At 72.0% G+C, this 20,431-nt stretch carries 20 protein-coding genes; 10 read left to right on the top strand and 10 right to left on the bottom strand.

All coding sequences use genetic code 11. From position 1 onward, the window contains the following. Positions 1 to 76: 76 nt before the first annotated feature. A complete protein-coding gene (locus tag ACH4SE_RS03070) occupies positions 77 to 1,534 on the top strand; it encodes a PE-PGRS family protein (RefSeq protein ID WP_398541493.1) in 1,458 nt (485 codons plus the stop codon). A gap of 95 nt (positions 1,535 to 1,629) precedes the next feature. Further along, positions 1,630 to 2,223, top strand: a complete 594-nt coding sequence (locus tag ACH4SE_RS03075) for a hypothetical protein (protein ID WP_398541494.1) — start codon at positions 1,630 to 1,632, stop codon at positions 2,221 to 2,223. A gap of 3 nt (positions 2,224 to 2,226) precedes the next feature. On the opposite strand, the gene ACH4SE_RS03080 is transcribed toward ACH4SE_RS03075, so the two are convergent. The 3 genes from ACH4SE_RS03080 to ACH4SE_RS03090 form a co-directional block, all read right to left on the bottom strand. After that, positions 2,227 to 3,081: a hypothetical protein gene (locus ACH4SE_RS03080; RefSeq protein ID WP_398541495.1), complete on the bottom strand. Its 855-nt coding sequence runs from the start codon at positions 3,079 to 3,081 to the stop codon at positions 2,227 to 2,229. Positions 3,082 to 3,139: 58 nt separating this feature from the next. After that, a complete protein-coding gene (locus ACH4SE_RS03085; protein ID WP_398541496.1) occupies positions 3,140 to 3,397 on the bottom strand; it encodes a WXG100 family type VII secretion target in 258 nt (85 codons plus the stop codon). Between the two features lie 105 nt (positions 3,398 to 3,502). Continuing rightward, on the bottom strand, positions 3,503 to 5,560 hold the full coding sequence (locus ACH4SE_RS03090) for a SpoIIE family protein phosphatase (RefSeq protein ID WP_398541497.1): 2,058 nt from the start codon (positions 5,558 to 5,560) through the stop codon (positions 3,503 to 3,505). A gap of 171 nt (positions 5,561 to 5,731) precedes the next feature. Here ACH4SE_RS03090 and aspS point away from each other — a divergent pair, with 171 nt between their 5' ends. From aspS to ACH4SE_RS03105, 3 genes are all read left to right on the top strand, one after another. Continuing rightward, complete coding sequence (aspS, locus tag ACH4SE_RS03095; protein ID WP_398541498.1) at positions 5,732 to 7,486, top strand: aspartate--tRNA ligase; 1,755 nt, start codon at positions 5,732 to 5,734, stop codon at positions 7,484 to 7,486. A 325-nt stretch (positions 7,487 to 7,811) separates the two neighbouring features. Continuing rightward, positions 7,812 to 8,318, top strand: a complete 507-nt coding sequence (locus ACH4SE_RS03100) for a SigE family RNA polymerase sigma factor (RefSeq protein ID WP_398541499.1) — start codon at positions 7,812 to 7,814, stop codon at positions 8,316 to 8,318. After that, positions 8,315 to 9,052, top strand: a complete 738-nt coding sequence (locus ACH4SE_RS03105; RefSeq protein WP_398541500.1) for a hypothetical protein — start codon at positions 8,315 to 8,317, stop codon at positions 9,050 to 9,052. Before ACH4SE_RS03100 ends, ACH4SE_RS03105 begins: the two co-directional genes overlap by 4 nt. A gap of 45 nt (positions 9,053 to 9,097) precedes the next feature. Here the strand turns inward: ACH4SE_RS03105 and metG are convergent, their stop codons facing one another. Further along, positions 9,098 to 10,819: a methionine--tRNA ligase gene (gene metG / locus ACH4SE_RS03110; protein WP_398541501.1), complete on the bottom strand. Its 1,722-nt coding sequence runs from the start codon at positions 10,817 to 10,819 to the stop codon at positions 9,098 to 9,100. 234 nt (positions 10,820 to 11,053) lie between these two features. Here metG and ACH4SE_RS03115 point away from each other — a divergent pair, with 234 nt between their 5' ends. Further along, a complete protein-coding gene (locus ACH4SE_RS03115; protein ID WP_398541502.1) occupies positions 11,054 to 11,296 on the top strand; it encodes a DUF397 domain-containing protein in 243 nt (80 codons plus the stop codon). Positions 11,297 to 11,306: 10 nt separating this feature from the next. Here ACH4SE_RS03115 and ACH4SE_RS03120 read toward each other — a convergent pair whose 3' ends face one another. Beyond that, positions 11,307 to 11,795: an ATP-binding protein gene (locus ACH4SE_RS03120; protein ID WP_398541503.1), complete on the bottom strand. Its 489-nt coding sequence runs from the start codon at positions 11,793 to 11,795 to the stop codon at positions 11,307 to 11,309. Positions 11,796 to 11,976: 181 nt separating this feature from the next. Between ACH4SE_RS03120 and ACH4SE_RS03125 the strand changes: the two genes are divergently transcribed. The 3 genes from ACH4SE_RS03125 (at position 11,977) to ACH4SE_RS03135 (ending at position 15,101) form a co-directional block, all read left to right on the top strand. Then, the gene (locus ACH4SE_RS03125) at positions 11,977 to 12,843 is read left to right on the top strand and encodes a helix-turn-helix domain-containing protein (RefSeq protein WP_398541504.1); all 867 of its coding nucleotides are present in this window, start codon (positions 11,977 to 11,979) and stop codon (positions 12,841 to 12,843) included. A gap of 167 nt (positions 12,844 to 13,010) precedes the next feature. Next, positions 13,011 to 13,373, top strand: coding sequence for an anti-sigma factor antagonist (locus ACH4SE_RS03130; RefSeq protein WP_398541505.1), 363 nt, complete (start codon positions 13,011 to 13,013; stop codon positions 13,371 to 13,373). Between the two features lie 234 nt (positions 13,374 to 13,607). Then, complete coding sequence (locus tag ACH4SE_RS03135; RefSeq protein ID WP_398541506.1) at positions 13,608 to 15,101, top strand: LCP family protein; 1,494 nt, start codon at positions 13,608 to 13,610, stop codon at positions 15,099 to 15,101. A gap of 48 nt (positions 15,102 to 15,149) precedes the next feature. Here ACH4SE_RS03135 and tgmC read toward each other — a convergent pair whose 3' ends face one another. From tgmC to ACH4SE_RS03155, 4 genes are all read right to left on the bottom strand, one after another. Then, the gene (gene tgmC / locus ACH4SE_RS03140; RefSeq protein WP_398541507.1) at positions 15,150 to 16,271 is read right to left on the bottom strand and encodes an ATP-grasp peptide maturase system methyltransferase; all 1,122 of its coding nucleotides are present in this window, start codon (positions 16,269 to 16,271) and stop codon (positions 15,150 to 15,152) included. Then, on the bottom strand, positions 16,268 to 17,224 hold the full coding sequence (tgmB, locus tag ACH4SE_RS03145; protein ID WP_398541508.1) for an ATP-grasp ribosomal peptide maturase: 957 nt from the start codon (positions 17,222 to 17,224) through the stop codon (positions 16,268 to 16,270). Before tgmB ends, tgmC begins: the two co-directional genes overlap by 4 nt. Positions 17,225 to 17,235: 11 nt before the next feature. After that, positions 17,236 to 17,562: a putative ATP-grasp-modified RiPP gene (gene tgmA, locus ACH4SE_RS03150; RefSeq protein WP_398541509.1), complete on the bottom strand. Its 327-nt coding sequence runs from the start codon at positions 17,560 to 17,562 to the stop codon at positions 17,236 to 17,238. An 84-nt stretch (positions 17,563 to 17,646) separates the two neighbouring features. Then, positions 17,647 to 18,987, bottom strand: a complete 1,341-nt coding sequence (locus ACH4SE_RS03155) for a hypothetical protein (RefSeq protein WP_398541510.1) — start codon at positions 18,985 to 18,987, stop codon at positions 17,647 to 17,649. 283 nt (positions 18,988 to 19,270) lie between these two features. Between ACH4SE_RS03155 and ACH4SE_RS03160 the strand changes: the two genes are divergently transcribed. Then, positions 19,271 to 19,666, top strand: coding sequence for an ATP-binding protein (locus ACH4SE_RS03160; RefSeq protein ID WP_398541628.1), 396 nt, complete (start codon positions 19,271 to 19,273; stop codon positions 19,664 to 19,666). Between the two features lie 85 nt (positions 19,667 to 19,751). Here the strand turns inward: ACH4SE_RS03160 and ACH4SE_RS03165 are convergent, their stop codons facing one another. Next, positions 19,752 to 20,348, bottom strand: coding sequence for a hypothetical protein (locus ACH4SE_RS03165; protein WP_398541511.1), 597 nt, complete (start codon positions 20,346 to 20,348; stop codon positions 19,752 to 19,754). Positions 20,349 to 20,431 lie beyond the last annotated feature (83 nt).

The raw sequence follows: 20,431 nt of genomic DNA on the forward strand, positions 1-20,431 counted from the left end.
CAAGGAGTCGCCAAGTGCGCCACACGCGTGCGCCGGTGTGTGCTGCGGTCCGCTTCGACACGGGGGGAAACGTCACGTGCGCAGTGTGAAACCGGAAGACCTGGAGCAACTCGCCACCCTGCTCGACGGATCCGCGCCGACGAGTCTGAAGAACGCCACCGACTCCGCCTTCCGGCGGGCGGCGACGCTCGGGGTGACGGCGAAGCTGGCCGGGCTGCGGCCGATGGTGGCGTGGGTCAGCGAGACCGCGCCGGATCTGCGCAAGCGGGCCGCGCACGTGCGGATGGACAACGGGGACCTGTCGGGCGGGCTGCTGTGGGCCGGCTTCACGCCGGACGAGCTGAAGAACTACAAGGGCGACGCCCTGAGCCCCGAGGCGCTGCTGATCGCCAACTCCGTGGCGAACAGCAAGGACCCGAAGGCCTCCACCTTCCAGCGCAGGCCCGACGAGTCGCTCAACGACTGGATCGACCGGCTCAAGGCGACGGCCCTGACCAGCATTCCGGGGCTCCAGCCCTTCGAGCCCGCGGTGCAGTACCTGCTCGGGGCCTACGGGGACTGGAAGTCGGTGACGGACGCGTCCGGGCACGTCGTCGTGCAGGGCACCGCCATGACGAAGGTGCTGCTCGGCAACTCCTTCAAGCAGGGCTGGGGCAAGACCTGGAAGGACTGGGCGGCGCGCGGCGTCCAGAGGATCCCCAACGCGAAGATCCAGACGTGGGGACGGGCCTTCGAGACGTGGGAGCCCAGGCTGCGCTCGCTGAGCGCGCCCGGCTCGTGGCTGCCCGGCAGGATCAGCGCGGGGCTCCAGCGCATACCCGGCACGAGCGGGCTCATCGGCGACTGGACGGGCACGGGCTGGAACGCCTTCCGCGGCCTGAGCTTCATGAGCCGGCCGCTGGCGGGCGGGGTCACCGTCAACGGGGTCATCGACTTCGTCGTCGGCTCCGACGAACTGGCGAGCCTCTACGGCGGACTGACGCACGCGGGCGTCCCGGTCGTCCGGGCCGGCAACGCCAACCTCTTCACCGTCGGCAAGAACGCCTTCACCGCCGCCCGCGTCGGCGACGAGGCTATCCCCGCGGCCACCCGCAGCGCCTCGCTGCTCAAGGGCCTGAGTGTGGCGGGCAAGACGTCGGGCGCCCTGCGCGGCCTCGGCATCGCGGGCAGCGCGGCCGGTACGGTCTTCAGCGCCGCCAACGTCATCTCGCAGGGCAACCCGGTCGACGCCTTCAAGCGGAACGGCGCCGGCTACGTCGCGGACGTCGCCGAGGTCGGCTTCAACGCCTCGCTCACCGCCGCCATGATCGCCCCCAACCCCGTCACCTTCGGGCTCGTCGTCGGCACCGGCATCGTCTACGGCGGTGCGAAGATCGTGCAGCACTGGGGCGACATCACCAAGGGCACGGGCAAGGCCCTGGACTGGGCGGGGAAGACGGCGAGCGACGCCGGGCACAAGATCGCCGGCGGGGCGAAGAGCCTCGCGAGCGGGGCGAAGAACGTCGCGAAGAAACTCAATCCATTCCATTGGTAGGGCTCTCCGGCCCCGCCCCGCCGCGGACCGAGAGAGCCCAGCCCCCGCCGTAAGAGCACGCCCCGCAGGGCGACCGCCCCGACCACGGAAGGCGCATGAGCGACAACGACTTCGGCTTCGAACTGGAGCCCTTCGAGGACGACACCCAGCACGGCCTGAGCGGCACGGTGGGCGCGTACGGCTTCGTCCGGATCTCCTACGCCAAGCCGGCGAGCTGGAAGTCCGGCGACGTCTTCCGCACCGAACTGGCCGGCGAGCACCTGCCGCCCGCGTCCGTCAGCGGCACCGGCATGGGCGGCGAGCCGCACCTCGGCAGGAAGGCCGTGCTGACGGTCGGCGGTGTCACCGCCGAAATCGGCGCCAACTCCCTGGGGGTCAGCAGGGCTTCGCGGGCGCTGCGGATCCGGCTCGGCGGCCGCGAGTACACGTACGCGCGCACCGGCCGCTCCGGCGGGCTCGAACTGCGGCGCGGCGAGGACCGGGTGACGCTCACGGACGGCGAGCCGGTCGGCGGCGCGGGTTCGCGGCGGCGGCGCAGGGGCGCGGTGCGCGGGGGCGTGGACGCCACCGACCTGGCGGTCGCGCTGGTGCTGGAGGAGACCGACACCTCGTCCCTGTCCGTCGGCGGGGCCCTGATGAGCGCGCCCTTCCGCGCGCTCATGAACCCCGGCGACGGCGGCGGGGAATAGCCGCTACGGCTGCGGGGGCGTGAAGCCGCCGGGCGCGTCGAGCAGGTCCTCGCTGTCGGGCAGCAGGTCGGTCAGCCGCTCCCACACCTGGGCGGCGGTGACGCGCGCGAGGTGCAGGGGGCTGTCCGGGGTGACCTGCCCCGGCAGGATCGGCTCCTCGGGCTGCTCGCGCACCCAGTAGCCGAGCGGCCCGCAGTCCCAGACGGCCAGCGCGCGCAGGCTCGTCGCCGGTTCGCCGTCCTGCCGGCCGCCCCACACGGTGGTGACGCGCCAGGTGCAGTTGAGGGCCGCGACGAGGTCGGCGAAGAGCGACAGCGCGGGCTCGGCGGGCCCGCCCGCCTCGGCGACGGCCTTGCGGGCCTGCCGCGCGCCCTCCGCGATCTCGACGCCCGGTGCCTCGCCGAGCGCGACGAAGGCGGCGTCCAGGACGCCCATCGTGGTCTCCACGCGCTCCACGGGCGGTTCGACGGTCTCGCCGGTCCGCAGGTTGACCAGCCGGGCCAGCTCCCACAGCAGCATGCTCGGCTCGGCGGAGACGTACTCCGACTCCTCCTGCCCGGGCCACCCGTCGTGCACGACGACGGCGTCCTGCCCGATGACGATCCCGTGGCTGACGGCCCCGTGCTCGCCGGTCACCTCCACCTGGACCATGACCATCGGATCGGCGAAGGTGACGACCAGGTCCTTCAGCAGGGGGGACAGCTCGCCCTCCTCCCCGACGAGCCCGATCTGCTGCAACTCTCCGAGCGCTTCGGCCAGTTCGGCGGGCGGCGTCTCCCCGTCCGCCAGGTGTCCGAGGACGGCCACGTGCCGGTCCGCCAGCCGGAGCCGGGCACGGGAACTGTCGTAGGAGGGCATGGTCGGGTGCTCCCTGTCGCGGTTCGGAGTGCGGTCGTGCTGCGCGTACGCCCGCCGGCTAGTGCTTCTTGTCGAGGTTCTTGGCGTCCTGCTCGCAGGTGTTCGCCTCCGTCCGCAGGTGCTCCGCGACGGTGTGGCACGTGGTCCGCCAGGTGTTCATCTCACCCCGGGTGCGGTCCGCGTGCGGCCCTTCCCACTGCGTCATCGTCTGTGTCGCGAACGTCCGCGCCTTGTCCGGCAGCGCCTCGATGTCGGCGGCCAGCCCCCGCAGCTGCGCGGCCCGTGTGGTCAACTCCTGCGCATCCGGCGAGCCCATCCCGGCTTCCCCTTCCCCCGACGCCCGGAATCCCTCAGCCCATACGATAACCCGCCCGGTCCGCCCGCATCGGGCGTCCAGCGGCTCGGCCCGCCCCCGCGCGGATCAGTCCCCGTCCCCCGCCGGCGGCACCGCCTCGTACAGCTCGAACCACGTCGCCTTGCCGTCGCCGCGCGGATCGACGCCCCAGGCGTCGGCCAGCTCCTCCATCAGCAGCAGGCCGCGGCCGGAGGAGGCCATCTCACCGGGGTCGCGGGGATGGGGCATCTCGTCGGAGCGGTCGCCGACGTCGACGTGCAGGCGGCGGGTGCCGGGCATGCCGGTGACCTGGGCGAGGAGGACGGCGTCGCCGTCGGTGTGGACGAGCACGTTGGTGACGGCCTCGGAGACCAGCAGGACGGCGGATTCGACCTGGTCGGGGGAGGACCAGTCGTGCAGGAGGGCGCGGATGTCGGCGCGGGCGGCGCGGATCTGGCCGGGGTCGTCCTGGGAGATGGTCAGCATCGTGCGGCGGACGGGCACCGCGCAGGTCGGGCCGTCCGGATCGCGGCGCAGCAGCACGAGCGCCATGTCGTCCTCGCGGCGGTCGGCGAGGGGGCCGGTCGTCTGGTGGGAGGCGGGGCCGTGGACGGCTTCGACGAGGGAGTCGGCGAGCACCTCGAGATCGCCCGCGGGGCCCGCGGTGAGGGCCCTGGAGAGCCGGCTCCAGCCGGTGTCGAGATCGTGGCCGCCGGTCTCGATGAGGCCGTCCGTGCACAGCAGCAGCACCTCGCCGGGCTCCAGGACCATCCGGGTGGTCGGGTAGTCCGCGTCGGGCTCGATGCCCAGCGGCAGGCCCACGGCGGTGCGGCGCAGGATCGTGGTGCCGTCGCCGAGCCGCACCGCGGGTTCCGGGTGACCGGCGCGCACCATCTCCAGCGTGCCGGTGAGCGGGTCGACCTCGGCGTACAGGCAGGTCGCGAAGCGCGCGTCGGCGGAGGTGCGGCCGAGCCCGGCGAGGAAGCGCGAGGCGCGGCTGAGGACGGCGTCGGGCCCGTGCCCCTCGGCCGCGTAGGCACGCAGCGCGATCCGCAGCTGGCCCATGATGCCCGCGGCCCGTACGTCGTGGCCCTGGACGTCGCCGATGACGATCGCGGTGCGCCCGGAGGGCAGGTCGATCACGTCGTACCAGTCGCCGCCGACCTGGAGGCCGCCACCGGTGGGGACGTACCGGGCGGCCACCGCCATCCCGGTGACGTCGGGTTTGCGGGCGGGCAGCATCGTGTGCTGGAGCCCGTCGCTGAGGGCCCGCTCGGAGTCGTGCTGGCCGGCCCGGGCGAGCGCCTGGCCCAGCATCCGCGCCACCGTGGTGAGCACCGCGCGCTCGTCGGGGGTGAACTCCACCGGCTCGCGGAACGCCGCCATCCACGCGCCGATCGTCGTCCCGGCCACGGTCAGCGGCAGGTACGACCACGACACGCGCCCGTACGGCCGCACCAGCGGCCAGGTGGCGGGGAAGCGCTCGGCGTACGAGCGGGGGGTCGGCAGGTAGACCGCCTGGCCGGTGCGGGCGACGACCGCGGCCGGGTAGTCCGCGGACAGCGGCATGTCCAGGATGCTGGGGTCGATGACCTCCTGCCCGTGGTGGCCGATGACCGACAGCCGGTCGCTGTCGACGCCGTAGACCGCCAGGCCGTCCGGTGAGAAGCCGGGCATGGACAGGGTCGAGGCGACCCGCAGCACCTCCTGCGTCGAATCCGCCTCGGCGAGCGCCCGGCCCGCGTCCAGCAGGAAGGCCTCCCGGGCCCGCCGCCAGTCGCGCGGCGGCCGCCCCGGGCGGTTCCCGCCGACCGGCACCTCGTGCAGCGTGCCGTTGATCCGCCCCTCCGGGCGCGGCGCGATCCTCGCCCGCAGGGTCCGCCGCACCGACCCGTCCGGCCCGACGACCCGCACCAGCTGCTCGGCGACCGTGCCCTCGGCCGCGGCGAGCTCCACCTCGGCGGACACCGACACGTAGTCCGCGGCGTGCAGGCAGGCCCGGACCGCGGCCGTACGGTACGTCCCGGCGCCGTCCTGGAGGCCGAGCAGGTGTGCGGCGAGGGCGTCCACCGCGATCTCCTCGGTCGCCGCGTCCCACTGCCACACCCCCGACCCCACGGCCGCGAGCACGTCCTCGGTGTGCATTGGCCCATTTTATGAGGAGTGCGATGGTATGGGCGAGCCTGTCGCATCCGCGGGCAGGCCGCGCGGGCCGCCCGGCAGGGGGATACGGGGATGAGGAGCGCCACCCGCCGCCGGTACGCTGTGGGGGTTCCCCCGCCATCGCGACGACCTGACGACTTGGACGAACCTACGATGCACCGGTACCGGTCACACACCTGCGGAGAGCTGCGCGCCACCGACGTCGACACCGACGTCCGCCTGTCCGGCTGGCTGCACAATCGCCGTGACCTCGGCGGCATCCTCTTCGTCGACCTGCGCGACCACTACGGCTTCACGCAGCTCGTCGCCCGGCCCGGCTCGCCCGCGTACGAGGCGCTGAGCAGCCAGTCCAAGGAGTCCGTGCTGCGGGTCGACGGCCGCGTCGTCGCCCGCTCGGCGGAGAACGTCAACCCGGAGCTGCCCACCGGCGAGGTCGAGGTGGAGGTCACCTCCCTGGAGGTGCTCGGCGCCGCCGACCAACTGCCCTTCCCGGTCTTCCCGGAGGACAGCGCCAACGAGGAGATGCGGCTCACCAACCGCTTCCTCGACCTGCGCCGCCAGCGCATGCACCGCAACATCATGCTGCGCACCCAGGTCATCTCCTTCCTGCGCCGCGAGATGACCGCCCTCGGCTTCAACGAGATGGCCACCCCGATCCTGTCCGCCACCTCTCCCGAGGGCGCGCGCGACTTCCTGGTGCCCTCCCGCGTGCACGCGGGCAGGTTCTACGCGCTGCCGCAGGCGCCGCAGCAGTTCAAGCAGCTGCTGATGATCTCCGGCTTCGACCGCTACTTCCAGATCGCGCCCTGCTTCCGCGACGAGGACTCGCGCGCCGACCGCTCGCCCGGCGAGTTCTACCAGCTCGACGTCGAGATGAGCTTCGTCGAGCAGGAGGACGTCTTCGGCGTCATCGAGAAGGTCATGACCGACCTCTTCACCGAGTTCGGGAACGGCCGCCGCGTCACCTCGCCCTTCCCGCGCATCCCCTTCCGCGAGTCCATGCTCAAGTACGGCAACGACAAGCCGGACCTGCGCACCTCCCTCGAACTCGTCGACGTCTCCCACGTCTTCGCCGGCTCCGGCTTCAAGGCCTTCGCGGGCAAGCACGTCCGCGCCCTGGCCGTCCCCGACACCGCCGACCAGCCCCGCAAGTTCTTCGACCAGCTCGGCGAATACGCCGTCTCGCTCGGCGCGCAGGGCCTCGCCTGGGTCCGCGTCGGCGAGGGCAACGCGCTGACCGGCCCCATCGCCAAGTTCCTCACCGAGGACGACGTCACCGCGCTCGTCGAGGCGGTCGGTGCCGAGGCGGGCACGGCGATCTTCTTCGGCGCCGGCGAGTTCGACGAGGTCTCCAAGATCATGGGCCCCGTCCGCGTCGAGGCCGCCAAGCGGGCCGGGCGGTTCGAGGAGGACGTCTTCCGCTTCTGCTGGATCGTCGACTTCCCGATGTTCGAGCGCAACGAGGACACCGGCGCCGTCGAGTTCTCCCACAACCCCTTCTCCATGCCGCAGGGCGGCCTGGAGGCCCTGGAGACCAAGGACCCGCTCGACATCCTCGCCTGGCAGTACGACATCGTCTGCAACGGCATCGAGCTGTCCTCCGGCGCCATCCGCAACCACGAACCCGCGGTCATGTACAAGGCGTTCGAGATCGCCGGCTACGACCGCGACACGGTCGAGGCGGAGTTCGGCGGCATGCTCCGCGCCTTCCACTACGGCGCCCCGCCGCACGGCGGCATCGCCCCGGGCGTCGACCGCATGGTCATGCTGCTCGCGGACGAGCCGAACATCCGCGAGACGATCGCCTTCCCGCTCAACCAGCAGGCGCAGGACCTCCTCATGGGGGCGCCGTCGGAGGTCTCGGAGACCCGCCTGCGCGAGCTCCACATCCAGCTCCGCCGGAAGTAGCCCACGGGCTCCGCGCGCGGCGCGCTGCCGTGCCGGGCCGGGCTGCGCCTGCGCTGCGGGGGTGCCCGTTCTCCGGGTTGCGCGTGCCGCGCCGGGCAACCACCGGGGGCGCGGGCCGTCACCGGCCCGAAGGGGCAGTACGGTCCGATCCGGACCCCAGGCCGGTGGTGGGCTGGGCGCGCCGTTCCCCGCGCCCCTGGTGCGTGCCCGGCGCCGCAGCCGCGGCCCGGGAGCGCGTGCCCGGCGCGGCCGCGCGAAACGCCCGCCCGGCGGGGCAACCGGGGCGCCGCGCCGGCGCGTTAGGAGGGTGTGGGGAGGAACGGCCGTGAGCGAGGGCGGGTTCGAGCAGTTCGTCGCGGCACGCGGCCAGAGACTGCTGCGTGTCGCCTGGCTGCTCACGGGCGACGCGCACCTCGCGGAGGACCTGCTGCAGACCGTCCTGGCGAAGGTCTGGCCCAAGTGGCCGCGGATAGCCGACGAGAATCCGGAGGCGTACGTCCGCCAGGCCCTGGTGCACACGCACGCCTCGTGGTGGCGGCGCCGGTGGCGCGGGGAGGTGCCGCACGGCGACGTGCCGGACCGCGCGCCCGCCCCGGACGCGTACGCCGGGGTGGACCTGGAGCAGGCGCTCGCCACGGCCGTACGGGCGCTGCCGGTGCGGCAGCGGGCGGTCGTGGTGCTGCGGTACTTCGAGGACCTGAGCGTGACCGAGACCGCGGAGGCGCTGGGATGTTCGGAGGGCACGGTCAAGAGCCAGGCGGCCAAGGCGCTGCGCACACTGCGCGGGCTGCTGCCCGAGGCGGCCCTGGCGGACGGCGGTGAGCGGGGATGAGTGAGCCGGAGCGTACGGAGCAGGACCTCACGGAGCAGGAGCTGCGCGCGCTGCTGGAGCGGGCGGTGCCGCAGCTGCCCGCGCCTGCGCAGCGGCTGGAGCGGATCCGGGAGCAGATCCGGCGGCGCCGCCGGCGGCGTACGGCCGCGGTGACCGGCGCCGCGGTGCTGGCCCTCACGGCGGGCCTGGCGGCCGTGCCGGGGCTCGTACGCCCGCACGGCGGCGGCCACGCGGGCCCCGCGGTGGTGGGCAGCCCGACCCCGCGGCCCAGCGCGGCGCCGACCACACCGCTCGCCGGCTACCGCCCGGACGGCCTGGGGGGCCTGGTCCTCCAGCTGCCCAGGGGGCCGGGCTGGCAGACCCTCGCGGACCCGGCGACGACGAGCCTCTTCCTCGGCACCCAGCGCATGGTGCTGCCCGCGGGCGGCTGCGCGCACGCCCTCGACGGCTTCTGCACACCCCTGGCGCTGGCGCTGGAGGAGGGCGGGGCGCTGGTGATGTTCCGCCGCCAGGAGCCCAAGATGCCCCTCGGCAAGGCCCACGACTACGCCCTCCCCCTCACGGAGGCCGCTCCCTACAGGGCCTGCCGCACGGTCGGCGGCACCCGCCAGCTGACCCGCACGGCGGTCGCCCCCGACGGCACGGTCGTGTGGGCGGTGGCCTGTCTCGCCACCCCCTCGCAGGCCCGACTCCAGCAGGCGCGGGACCTGCTGTCCTCCGCGGCCTTCGGGTGAGCCCCGGCGGGGGCGCCGCCCTCCGCCGGGGTCACTCCGCGGGGGTCACTCCGCCGGATCGCCGCCGAAGCGGGCGACGTACGACGCGAGGTCGTCCTCGGTGATCTTGGCGAAGAGCACCGGCGGCACGGTGAAGGGCGTCCCGGCGGGGACGGCGTCGAGCGCGCGGGCCTCTTCCGGGGTGACCCAGCGGGCGTCGTCCGCGGGGAGGGTGAAGGCGGCGCGCATCGCGGCCGCGGAGGCCGGGATGAAGGGCTCGGAGACGACGGCGTAGAGGCGGATGAGGTTCATCGCCGTGCGCAGGGTCAGCGCGGCGCCGTCGGGGTCGGTCTTGATCGCCATCCACGGGGCCTTCTCCTCCAGGTAGGAGTTGCCCGCGCTCCACAGCGCGCGCAGCGACTGCGCCGCCTTGCGGAACTGGAGGGTGTCGAGGTGGCCCTCGTACTCCGCGAGGAGCGTGGCGATCTGCCCGCCGAGCCTGGCCTCGGCCTCGCCCGCGGCGGTGCCCGCCGGGACCTCGTCGCCGAAGCGCTTGCGCGAGAAGGACAGCACGCGGTTGACGAAGTTGCCGAGCGTGTCGGCGAGGTCCTTGTTGACGCCCGCGGTGAACAGCTCCCACGTGAAGGAGGAGTCGTCCGACTCAGGCGCATTGGCCATCAGGAAGTACCGCCAGTAGTCGGCGGGGAGTACGTCGAGCGCCGCGTCGGTGAAGACGCCGCGGCGCTGCGAGGTGGAGAACTTTCCGCCGTAGTACGTCAGCCAGTTGAACGACTTGACATAGTCCACCATCTTCCAGGGTTCCCGGGTTCCCAGCTGGGTTGCGGGGAACATGACGGTGTGGAAGGGCACGTTGTCCTTGGCCATGAATTCCGTGTAGCGCACGTCCGTGGCTTCGTACCACCAGGACTGCCAGTCGCGCGTCTCGCCCTCGGGAGCGGCGTCAGCCCATTCCTTGGTGGAACCGATGTACTCGATCGGGGCGTCGAACCAGACATAGAAGACCTTGCCCTCGGCGGCCAGGTCCGGCCAGGTGTCGGCGGGGACGGGCACGCCCCAGTCGAGGTCGCGGGTGATCGCGCGGTCGTGCAGGCCCTCGGTGAGCCACTTGCGGGCGATCGAGGACGACAGGGTGGGCCAGTCGGCACTGGTCGCGTCGAGCCAGGACTCGACCTCGGCGGCGAGCTTGGACTGGAGGAGGAAGAGATGCTTGGTCTCCCTGACCTCCAGGGCGGTGCTCCCGCTGATCGCCGAGCGCGGCTCGATGAGGTCGGTCGGGTCGAGGACGCGGGTGCAGTTCTCGCACTGGTCGCCGCGGGCCTTGTCGTAGCCGCAGTGCGGGCAGGTGCCGACGATGTAGCGGTCGGGCAGGAAGCGCTCGTCGGTCAGCGAGTAGACCTGGCGGATGGCGCGCTCCTCGATGAAGCCGTTCTCGTTCAGGCGGCGCGCGAAACGCTGGGTGATCTCGACGTTCTGCCGCGAGGAGCTGCGGCCGAAGTGGTCGAAGGAGAGTGCGAAGCCGTCGTAGATCGCCTTCTGGGCGTCGTGCGCCTGCGCGCAGAAGGCGTCGACCGGGAGCCCGGCCTCCTTGGCGGCCAGCTCCGCGGGGGTGCCGTGCTCGTCGGTGCCGCAGATGTAGAGGACGTCGTGCCCGCGCTGGCGCAGGTACCGGGCGTAGACGTCCGCGGGGAGCATGGACCCCACCATGTTGCCCAGGTGCTTGATCCCGTTGATATAGGGCAGGGCCGAGGTGATGAGGTGACGAGCCATTGCAGGCTGCTCCCAATTCGTAGCGTGGAGTGAGGAATTCATCTACGGACCGTCAATCGTATCGGACCGTAGCGGGGGGCCTGCCACCGCGTTTCTCATACCGGGCAGGTTCGGGTCAGAGCGGGTGAGTGCGTTACGCGCAGTGACTGCACGTGCACTTGCACGTGCAGATGCACGTGCGCCCGCTCCGAGTTATCATCTCCTGTACCACACGGCACTATTGGAGAGTGGCTGATGCGCCGGACGCACAACGGAATGCCCGCTCATGACCTCGCGGGTGTGGTCTGGCAGAAGAGCAGGCACAGCAATGCCAATGGCACGTGTGTGGAGTTCGCCGCACTGCCGGACGGAGACGTGGCCGTTCGCAATTCGCGCTTTCCGGACGGCCCCGCGCTGATTTACACCCGCGCCGAGATCGAGTCGATGATCATCGGAATCAAGGCGGGCGAGTTCGACCACCTCATGCCGGGACCGTGAGCACGGTCCCTCAGGATTGCAGGCGCGGGACGGCCGGAGCGGCGAGGAACAGTGCCCAGACCACTTTTCCGGTGCCGCCCAGCGGGTGCCATCCCCATTTCTCGCTGAACGAGTCCACCAGGTGCAGCCCGCGGCCCGTCTCGGCGACGAAATCCGCCTCCTTGGGGGTGGGCGCGATCTCGCTGGGGTCGCGTACCGCGCAGACCACCCGGCTCGTCCAGCGGGCCAGGCTCAGCCGCACCGGGGTGCCCGGGGCGTCCGGCGGCACCGCGTAGCGCAGCGCGTTGGTGACGAGTTCCGAGGCGACGAGCTCCATGGAGTCCAGCAGCGCGGCGAGATCCCAGCGCTGAAGTGTCGTACGCGTGAAACGGCGCGCCTCGCGCACCGATTCCGGGGTGGCGGGAAGTTCGCACGTGGCGCCGTCACCCGCGGCAAGCCGCTCGGGCGCGAGCACGCCTTGCCATAACGGATACAGCGCGGGTGCGGTCTCCGCGTTCATACCTGCCCCCGGGGTATCTGCACGGTCACCATGCTCATGGATCGGGACCCGAGGATGCAAGGGCGTCTGCACGTGCATCTGCAAGGAATTGATGCACGCGTCGTTCGAGAGTGACGAGACGGGTACTGCCCGCAAGCCATTAGTGGCAGACTGCTGATGAACCAAGGGCGGAGCGTGACTTATGAGCGCAGGGCAGCCGGGAGGCGGGTCCATCGTGCGGCGGATGCTGCTCGGAGCGCAGCTGCGGAGGCTGCGTGAGTCGCGGGGGATCACCAGGGAGGACGCCGGGTACTCGATCCGGGCCTCGGAGTCGAAGATCAGCCGCATGGAGCTGGGAAGAGTCAGCTTCAAGGAGCGGGATGTCGCCGATCTGCTGACGCTGTACGGCGTCACCGAGGAGGATGAGCGGCTCGCCATGCTGGGACTCGTGAGGGAGGCCAACGCGGCCGGCTGGTGGCACGGCTACGGCGAAGTGATGCCGACGTGGTTCCAGACGTACGTAGGCCTGGAGGAGTCCGCCGCGCTGATCCGCACCTTCGAGGTGCAGTTCGTGCACGGTCTTCTGCAGACGGAGGACTACATAAGGCAGGTGATCCGGCTCGGTCACCCCGGCGCGGCCGACGCCTGGGTGGAGAGGCGGGTCGGCCTACGCCTGGAACGGCAGAAGCTGCTCGTCTCCGAGCGGGCCCCGCACTTCGTCGCCGTGATGGACGAGGGTGCGCTGCGCCGCCCCTTCGGCACCCGGCAGGGCATGCGCGACCAGATCGCGCACATCCTGGAGGCCGCGGACGCGCCCAACGTCGAGGTACGCGTCCTGCCCTTCGCGATCGGCGGGCACGCCGCGGGCGGCGGCGCCTTCACGCTGCTGAGCTTCCCCGAGTCCGATCTCCCCGACCTGGTGTACCTGGAGCAGCTGACCGGCGCGCTCTACATCGACAAGCACGACGAGGTCGTGGAGTACGACAAGGCCATGACCACGCTGGACCGTATCTCGCTCGGCCCCGCCGAGTCGGTGGACTGGCTCGCCGCACTCCGGCGCGAACTGTGACGCGGGCGGTCCGCCGGCGCCGGTGATCCGGGAAGGGGACGCGGCCGACCTGCCCGTTGTTCGCCCTTCCGTGTGAACGACGGGCGCGTGCGCCCCCCGCCCCCTCCCGTGCCGCGCCGCGGCACGGCTACGGTGGCGCGAGTCACGCCAGGGACGGGGTTGCTCGGGTGAACGAAGAAGGGCTGCCGCCGCCCACCGCGCACGCGCGCTCGTACCGCCTCGCGTGCGCCGTCGTCGTGGAGCTGGCCGGCGAGATCGACCTCGGCAGCGCCCGCGGCGTCCACCCGCACCTCGACGCCGCCACCCTCGCCCCCGCGCCGCCCTTCGTCGTCCTCGACCTCGGGCCGCTGGAGTTCATCGACTGCTACGGGCTCTCGCTGCTCGTCCGCGCGCGCCGCCGGGTACTGGCCCGCGGCGGGCGCACCGCCATGGTGTGCGACCACGGCCGGACCCTGCGGCTGCTCGCGCTCACCGGGCTCGACGCCGCCTTCCACCCCGTCCGCACCCTTGACGAGGCGCTGCGGCCCTGACGTCGCCCTCCCGGCGGCCCGCTGTGCGCCCCCGGCGGTCCGCCGGTCTTCCACCCTGTCACTCCACGCTTTTCACACGTCACCCAAATGTTGACGCCGTACAGTGTCTGGCTGGGCAAACGCCCTCCCGGCGGCATGTGACCCCGGTCATACGGCCAATCCGGATCGACTGGTAGAAGTTGGGGCTTCGTCGTGATGTGTGCGGGTGCCACCGGACCGAAGGTGTAAAGGCAGATGGGCGTTCGTGGGCGCAAGCGGGAGCGGAAACGCAACCGCAAACGCTGGATCATCGCGATAGTCGTGTCGTTCGTGGTGCTGCTCGTCGGCGGCGCGGGAGCGATCTACCTCAAACTCAACGCGAACATCGACACCTTCGACTCCGCGGGTATCAGCAAGGACCGCCCGGCGGAGACCAAGGCCGACGCCAACGGCGACAAGGCCGTCAACGTCCTCCTCATAGGCTCCGACACCCGCTCCGGTGAGAACGGCAAGCTCGGCGGCTCAGGATCCGGCGCGATAGGCCGCTCCGACACCACGATCCTGCTGCACGTCTACCCCGACCACAAACACGCCGTCGGCATATCCATACCCCGCGACTCGCTCGTCGAGATACCGCCCTGCCTGCTCCCCGACGGCAAGTGGTCCAAGGACCAGCCGTCCGCGATGTTCAACTCCGCCTTCTCCATGGGCAGCACCGCCAAGGGCAACCCCGCGTGCACCCAGAACACCATCGAGAAACTGTCCGGGATGCGGGTCGACCACACGATCGTCGTCGACTTCGCCGGATTCGCGTCCATGACCTCCGCCGTCCACGGCGTCGACGTCTGCGTCCCGAACAACATCTACCAGGGGGACCTCAACCCCAACCTCGGCCACAAGGGCAAGGTCGTCCTCAAGGCCGGCATGCAGAACCTCTCCGGCCAGGACGCCCTGGACTACGTCCGCGTCCGGCACGGTGTCGGCGACAACTCCGACGTCGGCCGCATGCTGCGGCAGCAGGCCTTCCTCTCCGCCCTGATCAAGAAGGTCAAGGGCCAGGGCATGAACCCCACCACGCTGCTGCCGCTCGCCAACGCCGCGACCAAGTCCCTCACGGTCGACCCGGGCCTCGGCAGCGCCGCCAAGCTGATGTCCTTCGGGCTGTCGCTCAAGGGCATCGACCTCAACAACATCCAGTTCATCACCGCGCCGTGGAAGTACGCCGGCGCGCGCATCGACCTGGTGCACCCGGACGTCGACAACCTCTTCGCCACCCTGCGCGCCGACCAGACCCTCGAAGGCGTCAACGCCTCCGGCAAGACCACGCCCAGCGCCTCCGCGACCCCGAGCCCCGGCGCCACGGTCGACGGCACCGGCATAGACGTCTCCGTCTACAACGGCACCCTCACCACCGGCCTCGCCGGCAAGGGCGGCGACCTGCTGAAGTCCCACGGCTTCACGGTGCTCGACACCACCAACGCCAAGTCCCGCGACCACGCCGTCACCCGCATCGAGTACGGCACGGCGGACGAGACCCGGGCGAAGACGGTCGCCAAGGTCTTCCCCGGCGCCCAGCTCGTCCCCCTGAACACGCACGGCATCAACGTCGTCCTCGGCGCGGACTACGCGGCCACCGTCGCGAAGGGCGGCACCTCGGCCTCCTCCACCCCGACCCCCCTCCCGACGAACATCAGCAAATCCGCCCGCTCCGCCGACGAGGACCCGTGCAGCAAGCTCTCGTACGGGTGACGGTGCCCGCCCGCCGGGGACAGCGGGCGGGCGGCAGGAGGCCCCGCATCAGGCCCAGGTGAGGTTCTGCCCCTCCGGGCCGACACGCAGCCGCATACGGTCAGCTGCCGGGCGCCCGTCCGCCACCCAGCGGGCCACATTGCCGGTGATGTCGTCCCAGAGCCGCACCGGACCGCCCTGCCGCACCATCCACCGTTCGCCGTCCCGGAAGAGAACCGCCCACGCCACGGCCTCCACGTCGACCACGACGTGTTCCGTGCGGCCGTTCCGCTCCAGTACGAGCAGTTGGGCGCGTGGTGCGGCGAACTGCGCGACGAAGCGGGCTGTCCAGTCGTCGAGCACATCCGCGCCCAGCGCCGCCGGGACGGCCTCGCCTTCGTCGAGCTCCGGCAGGACGCCCACGGGGGGCGGAAGGTGGGCGCGGGCCGGCATGAAGGAGACATGCCCGCTGAGCACCGGGCCCTCGGCCGTGCCGTCGTCGGCGACGGTGAGCCGTACGAGCTCCGACGCGTGCATCCACCCGCCGACCGTGACCAGGATCTCCCCGCCGGGCCGGGTCTGCGCGAGCCAGCCGGTCGGCACGGAGTGCACCCCGCACGTGGCGATCACGCGGTCGTACGGGCCTCCTTCCGCGTAGCCGGCCAGCCCGTCACCGACCACGCGAGCGGGCCGGTGACCGGCCCCTGCCAGGGCCGTTCCGGCGAGTGCGGACACCTCGGCGTCGACCTCCACCGTGGTGACGTTGTCCTCGCCGACGGCATGGCAGAGCAGCGCCCTCGAGTAGCCGGTCCCCGTGCCGATCTCCAGGACTCGCGGCCCCTCGGCCGGGCGCAGCTCTTCGAGCATCCGCACAACCAGACTCGGCAGGGTGGACGACGACGAGGGTGCCGCAGCGATGCGCCCCTCGACCTGGTCGGCGAAGACGCCCCCGGCGACCTGCGTCACAAGGGTGTCGTCCTCGTAGACGCGTGCCAGGCATTCCGCCGATCTCTCGGTCACGGGGCGGTACCAGCCACCGCCCTCGTACTCGAACCAGCCGCGCGAAAGGAACGCCTCGCGCGGTACGGACACAACGGCTGCCCTCCCTTCAGGGCTGCGCAGGACGCCGGCCTCGGTCAGTCGCCGCGCCAGCTCGACGCGGAAGTCCTCTGAGCGCGTGGGGCTGGTCATGTGGGCTGTGCTCCGTTCTCCAGCAGGTCCGCCATCGCACGGGTGATCGGCAGCCCGGCAGCGTCTTCGAGCCAGGCCCACTGCCCGTTGGGATTGCACTCCAGGAACCACCAGGCGCCGTCTCCTGTCACGGCGAAGTCGAACGCACCGAAGCTCAGCGCGAAGCCTGCGAGGAACCGCACCATCGCACCGCGTACCCCGTTCGGGCAGGCGACCGGCTCGTAGGTGAGGCTCCGATACGCGGCTCGCCAGTCCACGACCTCGGACGGCGCGGTGATCCGCGCGCTGAACACCCGATCGCCGACGACAACAGCCCGCACGTCCGCCACCTTCGGCACCCGCGCCTGGAACAGGTGGGCGCTGTGGCTCACCGCGTCGTCGATCTCGGCCGCGTGCACCGGGGCGGCCCAGATTCCGGCAGGCTCGCCGTCGACCTCATAAGCCGCCGCGTGCAAGGGTTTGTAGATCGTGGGCTGTTCGGCACAGAACTGCCGGGCCCTCTCTGGCTCGTTCGTGATGAGGGTGGCCGGGACATCGAGCCCGGCGCGGGCGGCCGCGTCCAGCTGCGCAGGCTTGTACTCCGCCCGTGCGACAGCCTGCGGGTGGCTCAGGTACAGGCATTCCGGCAGGGCGGCCAGCACCCCGCCAAGGCCTCGCCGGTTCTCCTGAGCGGCGAACCGGGCCGCCTGCGTGCCGTCCTCCGTCCGGTACGTGCTGGGACGGCGGTGGTACAGGGCGCGCACGGAGGAGAGATCGGCCGTACGGTCCCCCACCGTCAGCTCCCCGAACCACCCCTGCGGCCCGGTGCGCGCGGACAGCACCGCGGACGCGGGAAAGTCCCGCCCCGGGTCGAACCGGAGGACGGGCACCCGGCGCCGGTTCAGCTCCGCGACAACCAGGTCGGCGGTCGCGTCTTCGTACTCAGTGCAGACCAGTACCGGGCGCTCGTCCATCGGCACGGCCCCTAGTCCTGCGTTGCGTCGTGGCCGGAATCGGCGTCCACCTTGCCGTCCTTGCCCACCTGGGTGGGCGGGTACGTGTTCACGCTCGTTCCGTGCTTGCCGAGTTCGGCCGGCGTCATGACTCCGTCCGCTCCGATCCATCGGCCGGTCTGCGTCACCGGGTCGATCCCCGCGTACCGCCAGAGCGACGGGGAACCGTTGCGCAGCGGCACCATACGGCGCCATCCCCACGGGGTAGGCGCAGCCGTCTCCGTGTCGGCGAGAGTCCGCACATCTCCTCCTCGGTTGTCCTTGTCCGTCTCGCTCCAGGCAACGGGAGAAACACGCACAGCGGTACCGCAGAGGCGGCGATGACTTTTAAGAGCGTTAAGCGACGCGGGAGCGGTCTCCTGACCGGGCCGGCGCGTTGCCGGTCAGGCCGCCTTGAGGCGGGCCAGCTGCCGGGCCCGGTCGTGGACCTGCCGGGCGCCGGGGTGGGCGACGTACGGGCGGAGGGTTGTGCGCAGGGTGTCGAAGTGCTCGTCGGCGCGGGAGGAAGAGAGGTGCTCGTAGTCGTCGAGGAAGGACTGCCAGGTGGCGCAGGCCGCTTCGAGATGGCCGGCTTCCAGCTGGCGCTGGGCGAGCAGGCCGTTGGCGTGGGCGCGGCCCTGCTTCTCGACCGGTGGGCGGACCCGGTTGGACTCCCGAAGGGACGTGATCGAGCCGTGGACGTCGCCGAGCGCGTAGCGGACGCCGGAGACGTGGAAGAGGTAGGCGGCCTGGTCGTACCCGCCGATTGCGTCCCGGCGGCCGTCCGCCTTGGACAGGGCTGCCTCCGTCTCGGCGAGGCGGGCGAACGCGAGCCGCTTGTCCCCGACGAGCGCGGCGCCCTGTGCCTGCTGCCCGGCGAGGAAGGCGTGCAGGCGTGGCCCGGCCAAGGGCGCGGCTTCTGCGGCGGCGTCCGCCAGCGACAGGGCCCTCCCGGAGTGCTTGAGGTTGGCGGCTTGCAGGGCCATGCCGCGCAGCGTCCGGCAGTACGTGACGTGATCCTCTCCGGCGGCCGCGAACTTCAGCGCCTGGAGGTAGTACCGCTGCCCGAGCCCGTGCGCCCGCTCGTACATGGCCATCCACCCGGTGAGATAGACCAGGTCGGACACCGCCGACAGCAGGTCCTTGCGCACCGGCTCCGACGCCTGCGCGCGCAGGTACGGGCCGACCGTGTTGACGAGGAAGGCCGCGGCCATGGGCCGTGCGTGGCCGCCCCCCAACTCGTCGAGGATGTCCGCGATGCACTCGGTCATCGTCCTGACGGTGGCCACCTCACCCGCACCGATGCGGGCATTCCGCCCGGTGGCACCTGCTCTCGTACGGCCCACCAGATCGGCATAGGCGGGAACGGGCAACGCAGCGGCGTAGAGGCTTGCGGCCAGAACCTTGCGGCGGGACGGGTCCATGTCTTCCCTCCCCATCGTGACGAGGTCTTCCACCATGCCAGGTTCGGTGCCGCTCTCCTGACCCGTCAACGGCGGGAATCCGGCCTCGGCCGCCGTGACGGGCCTGCGCAACCGGCGTGCGAGAGCTTCGAGGATCAGGGGACGTGCGGCTTCCTTGGGCAGGTGCCCGTCCAGCCACTGGTGAACCGATGGCGCCTGGTAACGGGTCGGCGTCCCTCGCTCGGTACCGACCTTGTTCACTTCCTGGGCCAACTGGCGCAGCGTCCAGCCGCTCTCGCGGTACAGCCGCGTCAGACCTTCGTTCTGGTGACGGCCGCTCATGGGCTCGCTCCTCACGCGGCTTAACGCTCTTAAAAGGCGTCTGCGCGTCCACGGTACCGCTGTGCGTAGCGCACCGGTTGCCTAGAGCGAGAAAGACCCCCGAGACCGTGCGACCGGTCCGGGGGCACGGTCAACGCTTACCGAGGAGCGCCGACATGCACGAGCTTGGCCACTGCCCCGATGCGTGCCGGGGGGCCGCGCGGTGACCCCGAGCCCGCGTGGACCCGTCGGCGGAGAACCGCCCCTCGTCATCGACACGTCATGGCCGCACGGCCCCCGTTCGGTGGGCGGCGCGCGACGTCTGCTCGTGCGTTCTCTTGCCGGCTGGGGGCTCGCGCATCTCTCGGCTGCCGCCGAACTGGTCGTTTCGGAGCTGGTCACGAACAGCGTCCGGCACGCGCGGGAGCCGCGCGGCCACGTGATCCGCACGCGGTTCGAGCGGCTGGGCCGAGGGGTGCGCATCGAGGTGCACGACGCCAACGACGCGAAGCCGGAGCAGCGGGACGCGTCCGGGGACGAGGAGTCGGGGAGGGGGCTGGCGTTGGTGGACGCGGTCACCGGCGGCAGGTGGGGCGTCAGCGACCGGGAGGGGATCGGGAAACTGGTCTGGGCCCTGTGCGCGGACGACGGCACCGTTTCGACGGAGGAGATGCGTCCACGCGTGGGCGGATCCGGCTGACGGTCGACCGACGGCGACCCGAACGACCCGACCCCTCCGCCGAGCGGAGGGGCAGGCGTGTACGGGCTCCCCGGATGGCCCGGGATCAGGTCGCCGAGGGGGTGGGGCGGGACGGGAGGAGGGGCTTGCAGGTGGCGTAGGCCTTGGCCGTCTTCGGGTCGGAGGTGTCGAGGGCGCTGAACATGCCGCCGCCGCGGCGGCCGTTCACGCCGGGGGAGGCGGAGGAGGACGGGAGGGTCACGCCGTGGTCCTTCAGGCAGCTCGTGAAGGCGGCGAAGGCGCTGGAGTCGGCGCCGCCCGCGCCGCGGTTGAACCGGGGGCGCAGCGACTCGCAGGCCTGCACGGCCTTCTGGGCCTTGGGGTCGGCGGAGGCGCCGCCGAAGCCGGGGAAGCCGCCGCGGAAGCCGCTGCCGTCGGTGGGGCGGCCGCTCGGGCGGCCCGAGGGGCGGGCGCCCGGGGAGAAGCTGGGGAGCCGGACCCCGTTCTTCTCCAGGCACGCCCGGTACGCCGCCATGTCCGCCGCTCCTGACGCGGAGGAGGACGCCGACGCGGACGTGGTGCCCTTCGCGTCGGACGGGCCCGGTCCCCCGCCCGAGGAGCACGCGGCGAGCAGCAGCGCTCCCGAGGCGAGGACGGCGACCGAGGCGCCTGCCCGCAGTGCGGTGGTGGGGGTCCAGGTCATGGCCGGTCTCCTCGGGGAGCGGGGGGCAGGGGACGCCGCCCCGCACGCGCGCGGGGAAAGGCGCCCGCGCAGGGCGGCAGCCC

Origin of the sequence: Streptomyces sp. NPDC020983 (genome assembly GCF_044333485.1) — a bacterium.
GTDB lineage: Bacteria > Actinomycetota > Actinomycetes > Streptomycetales > Streptomycetaceae > Actinacidiphila.